General features: G+C 56.8%; 10 protein-coding genes and 1 pseudogene. 6 read left to right on the forward strand and 5 right to left on the reverse strand.

Annotated features, from left to right (window positions below; translation table 11 throughout):
- Positions 1 to 87 precede the first annotated feature (87 nt).
- Positions 88 to 720 carry a helix-turn-helix domain-containing protein gene (locus ACFW0H_RS06650; RefSeq protein WP_422913108.1) on the reverse strand — a complete coding sequence of 211 codons (633 nt, stop codon included), beginning with the start codon at positions 718 to 720 and terminating at the stop codon, positions 88 to 90.
- A gap of 199 nt (positions 721 to 919) precedes the next feature.
- On the opposite strand from ACFW0H_RS06650, the pseudogene ACFW0H_RS06655 reads away from it, so the two are divergent.
- Positions 920 to 1,024, forward strand: a pseudogene (locus ACFW0H_RS06655) (transposase domain-containing protein); the annotation flags it as partial.
- Positions 1,025 to 1,080: 56 nt separating this feature from the next.
- Positions 1,081 to 1,686, forward strand: a complete 606-nt coding sequence (locus tag ACFW0H_RS06660; protein WP_422913109.1) for a hypothetical protein — start codon at positions 1,081 to 1,083, stop codon at positions 1,684 to 1,686.
- Between the two features lie 274 nt (positions 1,687 to 1,960).
- Here the strand turns inward: ACFW0H_RS06660 and ACFW0H_RS06665 are convergent, their stop codons facing one another.
- On the reverse strand, positions 1,961 to 2,167 hold the full coding sequence (locus ACFW0H_RS06665) for a hypothetical protein (protein WP_422913110.1): 207 nt from the start codon (positions 2,165 to 2,167) through the stop codon (positions 1,961 to 1,963).
- An 11-nt stretch (positions 2,168 to 2,178) separates the two neighbouring features.
- The gene (locus ACFW0H_RS06670) at positions 2,179 to 2,424 is read right to left on the reverse strand and encodes a hypothetical protein (RefSeq protein WP_422913111.1); all 246 of its coding nucleotides are present in this window, start codon (positions 2,422 to 2,424) and stop codon (positions 2,179 to 2,181) included.
- 673 nt (positions 2,425 to 3,097) lie between these two features.
- On the opposite strand from ACFW0H_RS06670, the gene ACFW0H_RS06675 reads away from it, so the two are divergent.
- The 4 genes from ACFW0H_RS06675 to ACFW0H_RS06690 all read left to right on the forward strand — a co-directional run bounded on the left by ACFW0H_RS06675 (position 3,098) and on the right by ACFW0H_RS06690 (position 10,146).
- Positions 3,098 to 3,793 (forward strand): SOS response-associated peptidase, encoded by a 696-nt coding sequence (locus ACFW0H_RS06675; protein ID WP_422913112.1) that lies wholly within the window; start codon positions 3,098 to 3,100, stop codon positions 3,791 to 3,793.
- A gap of 443 nt (positions 3,794 to 4,236) precedes the next feature.
- Entirely contained in the window at positions 4,237 to 5,793 is a 1,557-nt protein-coding gene (locus ACFW0H_RS06680; RefSeq protein WP_422913113.1) for a type I restriction-modification system subunit M, read from the forward strand.
- Complete coding sequence (locus ACFW0H_RS06685; protein ID WP_422913114.1) at positions 5,790 to 6,974, forward strand: restriction endonuclease subunit S; 1,185 nt, start codon at positions 5,790 to 5,792, stop codon at positions 6,972 to 6,974. Before ACFW0H_RS06680 ends, ACFW0H_RS06685 begins: the two co-directional genes overlap by 4 nt.
- A gap of 1 nt (position 6,975) precedes the next feature.
- Positions 6,976 to 10,146, forward strand: coding sequence for a type I restriction endonuclease subunit R (locus ACFW0H_RS06690; protein WP_422913115.1), 3,171 nt, complete (start codon positions 6,976 to 6,978; stop codon positions 10,144 to 10,146).
- Positions 10,147 to 10,375: 229 nt separating this feature from the next.
- Here ACFW0H_RS06690 and ACFW0H_RS06695 read toward each other — a convergent pair whose 3' ends face one another.
- Positions 10,376 to 11,398 carry a DUF4238 domain-containing protein gene (locus tag ACFW0H_RS06695; RefSeq protein WP_422913116.1) on the reverse strand — a complete coding sequence of 341 codons (1,023 nt, stop codon included), beginning with the start codon at positions 11,396 to 11,398 and terminating at the stop codon, positions 10,376 to 10,378.
- A gap of 110 nt (positions 11,399 to 11,508) precedes the next feature.
- A complete protein-coding gene (locus ACFW0H_RS06700; protein ID WP_422913117.1) occupies positions 11,509 to 12,069 on the reverse strand; it encodes a hypothetical protein in 561 nt (186 codons plus the stop codon).
- Positions 12,070 to 12,359 lie beyond the last annotated feature (290 nt).

Here is a 12,359-nt window from a genome sequence, read left to right on the forward strand (position 1 = left end):
CCGAGCCTCGCCGTCCTATGACTACGTCGACGCCGGCCTAATCCACTGGCCCTGATCGATCTGTTCAATTTGGCGAGCTGAATCCGGTCAGTCGATGGAGCCATGAAGAGCCCAGATGTACCCGAAAGGATCAACAAGGACGCCAAGCTCCATTCCGTCTTCGGATTGATGCGTGAGTTGGTCACCTAACCTTTGAGATGCCCCTAGTTGTATCGCCCGATTCATGACGCCACAGAGGTCGTCGACCAGAACAGGGATCAGCGTGCTAACACCGCCGAGTCGCCTGGGGCTGTTCGCCCAGCCGTGCCGAGGAGTTGTTTCGACTCGGGGATTGACCGAGATGATGCGGAAAACGCCGTTGCCTATTCGAATATCGACCGACGGAGGACGAGACGGCTCGATAGAAGTCCAACGCTGAAGAACCTCGGCCCCGAATCCATTAACGTAGAAGTCTAGGGCTGCTACTGAGTTTGGGACGAAGATGCATAGGCTCACCCAATATCCTTGAGTTGCTGGTGCACTCGCTGCGATCAGGTCACTTGGAGTCAGATCGAACGCGGAGGCCAGGGCCATTTTCGATTCGGTGGAGCAGACTCCACTGCGCTCTATACGTTGAATAGTGCGAACACTGAGGCCTGAAATGGCTGCTAATTCATCCTGCGACCAAAATCGCTGCTGACGAAGCTGCCTGACCCTGGCTGTGTCGAATGTTGGTTGCATCCCTGACCTCCTTGGTATTCGGTGCCGAAAGGATCGCATAAGAGTCCCTTCGATAGGACGTCAGGCACACGACAGGGGCAATAGCGCGGCTGCCATGGAATTGGCTACCCCCTTAGTCCGCAGGCAGAATCGGTGAGTCGGCGGACATGAGGGCAGGCAGCATGATGGGGCAGTGTTCGCCAAGCGCAGCGAGCAACTTCCGTATGCCTATCTCTAGGATGTGCTGACACGACTGCCGACGCAGCGGGCGAGTGAGATTGGGCAACTGTTGCCGCATCAGTGGGTGGCGGGAATAACCACGTAAGCCTCCGAAGCTTTGGGATTTACAAGGATGGCGCAATCAAAGGAGCAGTCATAGCGATGATTCTGGTTGTTGAGGGGATTAGCGCCAGCGGGAAAACCACTTGGTGCGCTAAGCATGGAGGGCAACATGTCATTCCTGAAAACGGGCGCTTTGAAAACGAGCCGGATCGGCTAAAGGAACCAGTCGGAGCAGCAACCTTTTGGGCAGAGCGAAACGTGGATCGCTGGCAGAAAGCGGTGGCGATGGAAGACATCTCTTCGTGGGCCTTGTGTGACACTGACCCCCTCAAGCTCCACTACATCTGGAGCCTTTGGCAAATCGGCGAGGCGAGCGAACACGACTGGCGATTAGAGTTGGACGCCACTAGAGAAACGATCGCACAAGGGCGTATTGGCTTTGCTGACTGTTACATTGTTGGCCGCATCGATCCTCAGCTCGCGCGAGAAAGAGCCAAAGCAGACACGACCCGCCGACGGGGACGGTTTGAGCTACATGTGCGCCTCCAACAAGCTCTTTTGAGCTGGTACTCGGCTATGGATGAGGTGCTTCCCGGCAGAGTGCGATTCGGGTTTCCTTCAGAAATGCCCGCCGTGGAGAACCTTGATGGAAGATATTCGGTAACGGCCTTTGATCAAATGATCGCATCGCTCCCTGGAAAATAATCAGACCTCTTATCCGACGGGGATGTCAGAAGCTGATGCAGACACGTGAATTGACGTGAACGCGATGTACAGGTGTATTAACCAGCCGCTTACGCCGGACTGTCGATAAGCAAGAAAGACTCTCCTCCCAATCCAGTCGAAGCGTTCACTAGACCAGTGGGGGTAACCTGCTGCTGAGTTATTCGAGCCGGGAACTGGGGAAGATGCCGTTCTCCCGCTGGAGGTATTGCTCAAAGCGACATAGCGGAAAGGGGGCGTCCTTGCCCCAATGCTCCTAGGAGGTGTGGCAGGCTGCCGAGCAGAAGGCACAGCCATTGGAGCGGAGGTAATACTGCCGAGCGGCTACTACGGCGCCATAGCAGCTTCCGTGCATTCCCAGGTAAATCCGGTTCTCGGGCAGCGGCAGGAAGTAGCACCCGTCCTTGTGAACCTCATGGTCACCCTGCTTATCGGTGCCAGTGTGTACGTAGTAGTTATCCATGACCCACCTCCTCAGCGCTTCTTGTCAGACTGGGAAACAACGGAGCCCGCGAGGGTCTTGGTCGTCTCGCTGTACTTGTCGCTCTGAAGTGCCTTGGCGGCTTTCGTCTCCATATCGGCCCCGGTCTGCTTTCCAGTCGATGCTTGAGCCAGGGCCGAAGCGGCAAGGCTCTTAGCGATGGCCGAAGCGTTAGGGTCACGGAGGGTCTGGGACGCAAGCGATGCAACGTCTTGCGAAGTCTTCTTTGAATTGCTCATGGGAAGGATTCCTCTAGTTGAGCACTGATCTTTCGGCCTCAACTGGGAACCATTCGTCAAACTTCCGTTGACGTTTCCGCCAACGATTTGGCTGAATAGATACCCCAATCGGGCCACACGGTTTCCTGCCGTAGTGCGTCTGGTATGGAGCGGGTGATCGCGCTTCGGTCGCCAAACTTGACGTGATCACTCGCTAGCTTCCTTTCCTTCCGCCCATGCCTCATTCAAGGCCAGCAGGTCAGGCAATGACCCTTTGCTGCGTCTGGGCTTTGCCTTGTGCTCGAAGATATTGCCTCCTTTTGGGGATTGCAAGGCGACACACAGCATCTAGTCTGTGGATAACTTGTGGGTGATTTGTGGGTGATCTTTGATCAGAAGCCTGAAGGCTGCGCGGCAGTAAGCTTTCGCCGTTCGTCAGGCTCACATTCTGTGGATATCACATTTTTTCGAGGTCTCCCGCCTCTTCTGCCTACCACTAGATGTTGTGTTGCTGGCATTTGGCCGTCACATGGAGAGGGCGTCAGCAAGTCGATCATGTGCGCTTCTCGCGTCAAATTCGGTCGCACTAGCCAGGTGTCGAAACTTGCGATTGTCGTGCTGGGCTGAAGCCCTCTCTTCCCTTACCTTGGGATAACGACGTTCCTAGTAGGTCACGGCACGGTAGGGAAGCGCCATGTGTGGACGAGCTGTCACCCCATCAGATCGGGCCATCGAGGCGTATTGGCACATCGGAGCCCGAAATAGTGGCCGGTGGATACAGAGCTTCAATGCAGCCCCGACGGCAATCGTTCCAATGGTGAAGCTGGGAGACGATGGAGAGCCAGAGGTTGTCCCGGCCCGCTGGGGATTGATTCCGTTCTGGTGGAAGCAAGCGAAACTCCCGGCCCTCTCGTTCAATGCCAGGAGTGAAGAAGCAGCCAACAAACCCATGTGGCGCCAGAGCCTGCGTACCCACCGTTGCCTCATGCCCGTCGCTGGCTGGTACGAATGGAACGAGCATCAGCAAGTCAGGAGTCGATCAGGGCGACTGGTCAATCAGCCCTACTACCATCACGCCGCAGATGATGGCCTGCTAGCTATCGCTGGATTGTGGTCAACGTGGACAGCTCCTGATGGGAACGACGTGCTGTCCTGCGCTCTGCTGTCGAAAGAAGCGGCCCCATCCGTTGCCCACATCCACCATCGAATGCCGGTGATACTCAACCCCGAACAATGGGAATCCTGGCTGTCGCTCAAGACTCCCAGCGAGCAGGTTCAGTTGGCTATCGCCTTCCCGCGTGAAGACTTCGTAGCCCACCCTGTGAGCCCAGACGTAGGCAACACACGGAATGACTATCCGGAGCTGCTGGCGCCGGTAGAGGTCGCATGATGGGAGAGTGCAATGCCTTCCCTGCCATCTATTCTCTGGAATGTCCTAAAGGTGGACACCTAGGCTGCTACGGATGCTTTCCTTGCTGACCTCCCATACCCGAAGCACTGGCAAATCCGTAGCGGCCTTCTTCTCTTCCGCCCACTAATGAAGCGGTTGCTGTCGCGCTGCCAGCGTCTTAGCGGTAGTCATATGGATGGAGCCGCCCAGGTAAGTGGTTCACTCCAAGCGAGTCCAGTCGATGCCCTTGTCGTGGTAGAGGACTTCACCCGCTTGAAGCTTTATGTCGCGTTGACGTGCGCGGATGAACCCGCGCAGGGTCACGTCCTTTCGCGCGATGCAATGGAACCACCGAGTATCATATGCACGGCATTGATATAGTCGCTGGGTGCGTTAGTAGGAATTGGCTTATTAGGTGGTGTATGGCCACCCGGGGGTAAACATTGGTAGTCGATCTTCAAGACCTTTCTCGGCGCTTGTTTGCTACGGCGAACCAGCTTTGGACCAATACCGAGCTGAGGCCTGATCAGTATGCGCAGCCAGTATTGGCGCTGATTGCTCTGCGGCAGATGGAGGCGCGGTTCGATGTTGTCGATGCCGAGCTTCCCCGCGGGGGGCGACTCGGCAATCCCACGCCGCCGGATTACCATGCGAAGGGCGCAATATTCCTGCCGCCGCATGCACGCTTTTCCTATCTGCTTGGCCTGCCAGAAACAGAGAATCTGGCCGAGGCGCTGAACAAGGCGATGAAGGCCATCGCCGAGCACAATCCGGATCTCGCTGGTGTGCTGCCGCAGGGCTACGGCTCTCTGCCCAATTCGGTGCTGCGCGAGCTGCTGCGGCTGCTGCAACCGCTTGCGATTGCAGGCGACGCTTATGGCCTGATCTTCGAATATTTTATGGGCGAGTTCGCCTCCGCCTTCATGCAGAAGGGTGGCGAATATTTCACGCCCTCCAGCATAGTGAAGCTGATTGTCGAGGTGATCGAGCCTTTTCATGGCCGCATCCTCGATCCCGCCTGCGGCTCCGGCGGCATGTTCGTTCACTCCGCCGAATTCGTGAAGCGGCATAATGAAAACCCCGCCCGCGCCATCAGCGTCTATGGTGTGGAGAAGATGGCTGATACGCAGAAGCTGTGCCGGCTCAATCTCGCGGTCCATGGCCTTTCCGGTGATATCCGCGTTGCTAGTAGCTATTACGAAGACCCGCACCAGATGGTGGGCAAGTTCGATTTCGTGATGGCGAATCCGCCCTTCAACCAGAAAGAGGTGGATACCGCCCGCTTGGTGAATGAGGCGGGGCATGTGGACGCGCGCTTTTCGCTGGGTGTGCCCAGTGTCAACAACGCCAACTACCTGTGGATCGGTCTGTTCAATGCCGCGCTCAATGATCACGGCCGCGCCGGCTTCGTGATGGCCAATTCCGCTTCGGACGCGGGCGGTTCCGAGCGGGAGATGCGACGCAAGCTGATTGAGAGTGGGGCAGTGGATGTGATCATCTCCACCTCGCCCAATATGTTCTTCACCGTCACACTGCCGGTGACGCTGTGGTTCCTCGACAAGGGGAAGAAGGGCATCCCCCGCGAGGATCAGGTGCTGTTTATCGATGCGCGCCATATCTTCCGACAGGTCACACGTGCCCATCGCGACTTCACGCCTGACCAGATCGAGTTCCTGGGCAATATCGTGCGCCTGTGGCGTGGCGAGGGGGCGGAATTGACAGCGGGCAGCGGCACGGCGATGACCGCGTATTTCGAGGGTCAAGGCTACAAGGACATTGCCGGCCTGTGCAAAGTCGCCACCTGCGCCGAGATCGCCGCGCAGGACTGGAGCCTGAACCCCGGTCGCTATGTCGGGGTTTCTCCGGGCGAGCATTTCGAGGATGAGGATTTCCGCGAGCGGCTAGAGGCTTTGCAGGAGGAACTGGAAGGGCTGAGCGCCGAGGCGGTGAGGTTGCAGGCCGTGATCGCGGCGAATGTCGCTGAGGTACTGGCGATATGAATGGTTGGTCAACTCGCAGGCTTGGTGAACTCTGCACTGAAGTCACAGTCGGTTTCGTCGGGAAAATGTCCGATCAGTACGTAGATGCTGGCGTTCCATTTCTGCGGTCGCAGGACATCAAGCCTGGGCACATTGACACGAGCAGTTTGAAGTTCATTTCGCCTGAGTTCCACCACCGAATTCGCAAATCTCGGCTTTCACCGGGAGACGTTGCCATTGTGCGAACCGGCTATCCTGGAACCGCAGCGGTTGTTCCAGATAATTTGCCCGATGCCAATTGTTCCGATCTCGTGATTGCGAGGCCTGGCCCAAGTCTCAATCCACGCTATTTGGCCTTTGTCCTCAACAGCCCTTGGGGAAAAGGGCAAGTCAATGGTCGGCTTGTCGGTGCTGCGCAGCAACACTTCAACGTGAAGGTTGCGCAGGCATTGGAAATTCTCCTCCCACCCCTCGAAATCCAGCGCCGGATCACGGGAGTTTTGGGGGCTTATGACGATCTGATTGAGGTCAACCGGCGTCGGATCGCGGTGCTGGAGGATATGGCGCGCGGATTGTTCAGCGAATGGTTCATCCGACTACGCTTCCCCGGACATGAAGATGTGGCCAGCGAAGTTACCACCGATGGCCCCCTGCCGACGGGGTGGAGTTGGGGAACGCTTGGGGATTTCCTGACACTCCAACGTGGCTTTGATCTTCCTTCGGCTCAGCGCGTTGACGGGGCCTTCCCAATTGTTTCCGCCAGCGGTATTACTGGCAGTCATACTGAGAGTCGCGTGTCGGGGCCGGGGGTCGCAACGGGGCGCTCGGGCACTATCGGTCAAGTCCATCTTGTGTTGGGCGATTTCTGGCCGCTCAATACCGCCTTGTATGTCAAAGAGTTCAAAAAGGCCGGGCCTGCGTATGCGACCCTACTTTTGCGTCACCTGGACCTGTCCAAGCACAGCACGGGGGCGGCGGTCCCGACGTTGAATCGTAACCATGTTCACGGCGTCAAACTTGCAATCGCGCCATCACCTCTATTGAATCGCTTCGAGCAGGTCGCGATGGCCAATTTCAAAGCAATCGACGTAATTCGTCGTGAGTCTGAAACACTCGCCGCCGCGCGCGACCTGCTTCTCCCGCGTTTGATTTCCGGCCAGCTTTCGATCATGCAGGCCGAGTCGGAACTGGAGGTCGTCTGAGATGCTGCTGCCTTCACTCTCCAGCGAGTTTTCCGAAGACGACGCCGTGGAGCAGCCGGCACTAGCGTTATTGCAGCAATTGGGCTGGCAGCACGTGAACCTGATGGAGGAAAAGCCGGGGGCGGATAATCCTACTGGTCGCACGGGCTTCCATCAGGCATGGCTGCCCACGCGCCTTCGCACCGCCCTCGCCAAACTTAATCCCGGCCTTCCGGCGGAAGCGCTGAAGCTGGCCGAGGAGACGCTGGTGCAGGATCGCTCCGCTCTCTCTCCCATCGCCGCCAATCGCGAGCTGTGCCAACTGCTGCGCGATGGCGTCCGTGTGGAGGTGAAACGCCCCGATGACGGTAAGAGCGAAACCGTCACTGTCCGCGTGATCGACTGGCGCGATGTGGCGGCCAATGATTTTCTTGTCGCCAGCCAGGTCTGGATCGTGGGGCTGCTGCATAAGCGCCGGCCGGATACCATCGGTTTCGTCAACGGCTTGCCATTGCTCCATGCGGAATGGAAGGCGCTCTCCAAGCCGGTATTCAACGCCTACGACGAAAACCTACGCGATTATCGCGACACCATCCCGCAACTGTTCCCCTTCAACGGCTTTGTGGTCCTTTCCAACGGCCATGAATCGCTGATGGGTGGGGCGCATACTGATTTCGACTTCTTCGCACCGTGGAAACGACTCGATGAGGATGGTCCGGAAGACCCGAGCCTTGAGACGATGCTGCGCGCCACTTGCGAGCCGGCACGCTTCCTCGACCTGATCGAAAACTTCCTGCTGTTCGATGAGGCCAAGGGCGGCTTGCGCAAGGTGGTGGGCAAATACCATCAGGTGTTGGGCGTGAACCGTGCCATGGCGGCGGTAAAACATGTCGGCCAGAACAAGGGCAGGCTCGGCGTCTTCTGGCACACGCAGGGTTCGGGCAAGTCCCTCTCCATGGTGATGTTCGCCGAAAAGGTGCTGCGGCGCCTGGGCGGCAATTACACCTTCGTGATCGTGACCGACCGCACCGAGTTGGACGACCAGATCGCCGGGCAATTCGCCAGTGTCGGCGCGCTCACCAAGGATACGCAACAGGTGCAGGCGGGTAGCCGGGCGCATTTGCGGGAATTGCTGGCGGGGAACGAACGTTACGTCTTCACCCTGATCCAGAAATTCTCGACCGCTGATCGGGAGCCGATGCCGGTACTCTCCGAGCGTTCCGACATTATCGTGATTACGGACGAGGCGCACCGCAGCCAGTATGACCAGCTCGCCGCCAATATGCGCGCGGCGCTGCCCAATGCCGCCTTCATCGGCTTCACCGGCACGCCGCTGATCCAGGGCGAGGAAAGCCGCACTCGCGAGGTGTTTGGCGATTACGTTTCGGTCTACGACTTCGCCCAGTCCGTCCGCGATGGCGCGACGGTGCCGCTCTACTATGAGTCACGTAAACCCGAGCTTCAGCTCAATGCTGACGAGCTGAAGGCGGAGCTGGACGAGCTGCTCGATGAGGTGGAGTTGAGCGAGGAACAGGAGAAGAGGCTCCAACGCGAATTCGGCCGACAATATACGCTCATTACCAGTCCCGACCGGCTCGACAAGGTGGCCGACGATGTAGCGCTGCACTTCGCCATGCGCGGCTATCGCGGCAAGGCGATGTTCGTTGCCATCGACAAGGCGACTGCGGTTTCCATGCATGATCGCGTCAAAGCGGCGGTCGCCCGGCTGATCGCGGCGGATGAGAAGGCGCTCAAGACCGCGCATGAGGCGGAAGGCGCGGCTATTGCCGAGCGGCTCTCGTGGCTGCGCGAGTTGGATATGGCTGTGGTTGTCAGCCAGAGCCAGAACGAGATCGACGACCTCAAGAAAAAGGGCCTCGATATCCTCCCTCACCGCGACAGGATGCAGAAGGAAGACCTGGAGGAGAAGTTCAAGGACAAGAACGACCCGCTGCGGCTCGTCTTCGTCTGCGCGATGTGGATCACTGGCTTTGACGTGCCCAGTATCGGCACCGTCTATCTCGACAAGCCGATGAAGAACCACACGCTGATGCAAACCATCGCGCGCGCCAACCGCAACGCGCCGGGCAAAACCAGCGGCGTGATCGTCGATTACGTGGGCGTGTTCAACAATCTGCAAAAGGCGTTGGCGATTTATGCCGGTAGCGCGGGAGGCGCGGATAAGGACGAAACGCCGATCAAGGACAAGGAAGCCTTGGTGAAGGCGCTGGAAGAGGCGCTGGAGCAGGCGAAGAACTTCACTCAGCCGTTAGGCGTTGATTCCAATTCTATCATGGCGGCCGATGCGCTCTCCCGTCTCGGATTGATTGCCAAGGCCGTCGAGGTGCTGGTCGCGCCCGATGATCGGCGGAGGGAATTTGGCCAGCTTGCCGGGGCGGTCACCAAGGCCTACAAGGCGTTGCTGCCCGATGAGCGGGCCGCGCCCTATCTCAAGCCGGTTGCCGTGTTCCATATGCTGGCGGACGCGGTGAAGGCCAAGCTGGGGCCGGTCGATATATCGGCCATCCAGGCGAAAATTGCCGAACTGCTCGACGAGAAACTGGAAGGGGTTGCGATCCTGACGCCTATTGTTGAAGGTGCGGGCGCTGAGGGACGCGTCGATCTCTCCGGCATCGACTTTGACAAGCTGGCCAAGCTGTTCGAGACCAGCCCCAAGGTCGCTGCCGAACGCGTGCGGGAGGAGGCTGAGAACAGGGTCAAAAAGATGGCCGAGGCCAATCCCACTCGTGTCGATCTGGTCGGGAAGCTGGAAAAGCTGGTTGCCGAATACAACGCTGGATCTATCGACGCGGAGAAATTCTTCGAGGCGCTGAAAGAATTCGTCGCCGGCCTCTCCGAGGAAGAACAGCGTGCCACCCGCGAAGGACTGACTGAGGAGGAGCTGGCGATCTTCGACCTGCTTACCACCCCGGAGCCGAAGCTGACCAAGGCCGAGGAGACGGAGGTAAAGCGCGTGGCGAGGGCGCTGCTGGCCAAGCTCCACGAGCTAGTGGACGGCGTGGACTGGTTGCGCGGCCAGGAAACGCGCGGTGCGGTGTGGTCGGAAATCCGGCAGCGGTTGAACGAATTGCCGCAGGAACCCTATCCGGATGCCCTGTGGAATGCAAAGGTCAGCCAGGTGTGGGATTTCGTGATGCGGCGCTATGTCGGCGAGGGCTCGCGTATTCACTAATGCTGGCTCGGATAGCGGTTTGGTGTTCATGCAACTTGTGCTACATGCGGCCAGATAATGGCCGTCATGGGATAACTTGCCCTGTCGCCAGGCCTCAGACTCTTTGGCATAAGCTCCCGGAAACTGATGTGATTGCCTCCGGGAGTTTCTTGCCTGTGGTCTGCCCAAGTCAATTTGATACCTCGAATGCGACCTTCTTCATCTGGAAATCCAGATCACGTAGCACAATCTAGCGCAGTAGATTTATCTCTGCCTGGCATTGCTCGTGGTGCCAATTCTGCCATTCGGCCTGCTCATTCTTGTAGGTGTCTGGGCAAACCAGCCTGGGGCGAATCAAGTGAATATCACTTGGTTCTTGAGCGAATACATAGCGATCAGCGTGTTCAATTATTAATTTTCTTATTAGCTGAGCGGTTTCTTTATCAAGAGTAGTTCCTCGCTGTTTAGAGCGAGTTCCAATGCAGGTATAGAGGAGGTGCTTGGGGCTTAGCGGCAGAAGTACATCTCCATTCTTGACCCCCCAGCCGCCGCCAAAATCATATCGTTTTGAGTCTTGGAAATTTAATCGTATAAGTGGATTGTCTGACGTAGGCCAACACATGCCTGATGGTGCGTGCAAAATGGTCCATTTGTGTCTTGGCAATTTTCTCAGCGTTTCCGTCAGCAAATGTTTCATTTGCCAGATCCAGAGTCGCCTTCCAACAATGGTTTCTGTACGCACTCTCCCGCTACCATCTGGCTGCCTTTCAATGGAGACCTTTAGTGGAAAGGAGTTATCTCCGCCCACTGGGTTGGCCGGCAGTGATTCTCCCCTACTGGCCGCTTTTTCCAGCTTCATTATGGAGCGTTCAAGTGTTTCGTTCATTAATGTAGGCATCGTGTCGCTTTGCCGGCGGATAAACTCCCTAAGTCGAGCGGGGGTTCGTACGTCTAGCGCCACAGCGAATCGCACCAATCGTCGCCAATGCTCAGGGGAGAGGCGCCCCTCACAAACAACCCGATGAATTGCGTCTTCCGCAGGGTTTTCGAATTCACTGTCGAGCCAGCGCTCAAATTCATCTGTTTCTTCTTGTCCCGCTAAGTAGGTATAAAGATGCTGGTGAAAGGCGATTCCTTTCAGCGATTGCTCTTTCCATAGCGGAACATTGCTGCTGGGCACCAGTAGCCGGTATGTAGGGATCTTGCCGTTATGGGTCCACTGCTTTAGATACAACTTCGGAACGTAATGATTATCTTTTCTTAGTTGCTGCATCGTCAGAGCTGTCCTTCGCTATCAGTGTCCGGTTGGGGGCTTCTGTCCATTGTGATTGTCGGGTCTTCAACTAGAGCAGTCTATGGCTAATTTGCTCTGGTAGCCATGGATTACTCACGCCCCCACAACTGATCATTGATCCGTTCATGAAACTCATCGAGTTCGTCTCTAGCCTGACAAATAAAATCAACGTCGTTTTGGATGCGTGAAAGTTCGAACTTCCTGTAGCGATGAACGATGCCCTCTCGTTTCGATTGAGACTTAACACGCACGTACCGACCCTCCTTTATCCCAACCCAATCTGCATGCGCGTACTCGTTACGTCGCCTGGAGCACTCAAGCAGCTTATTTTCTAAGGCCACGAGATCTTGTTGCTTGAATTTGACTTGGCCTGTTTGAATGAGCTGGCCATACAGATGCATAAGCGACCGGCATTTCCCAGAGAACATCATTTCTGAGAGAAATACATCCATTCGCTCATCTTGATAAGGGTCATGTAGGATGGTTTCCCTTATACAGTGAGACACGCCATCCTCTAGCGAGTTGAAATAAATAATTATCCAGCCCACGTACGGGGCAAGTTCTTCTAAGTACTCAGAAAGCTCATCCTCAGAATATAATGGTTCCAACTCGTTTTCGGCTTCTCTAAGAGAAAGATGGCGATCTGTCATAACTGCCCAATTCCTAGCTCTCTTGATCCAGCAGTTCCCTGCCAGTGGTTTTTAGGGTGAACTACTGAATCTCACAGCCAATTCGTGCCGACAGGTGCCGATACAGGGTGGCTACCTACTTCAGCTCGCGGGCGGCTTTGAGCCCTCTGAAGGGGTATCGCAGTGGCCACCCCCACTGAGTCGCATTGGTGAGCGCCAAGCATCGCACGGCGCATCTACGGTCCGGGGTACGCAAGGAGGTTAATCACTCTGCGACATCCTAGCCGCTGACGGCAACGGTAACTCGCATC

It is taken from the genome of Metapseudomonas cellulosilytica (assembly GCF_049334135.1).
Classification (GTDB): Bacteria; Pseudomonadota; Gammaproteobacteria; order Pseudomonadales; family Pseudomonadaceae; genus Metapseudomonas.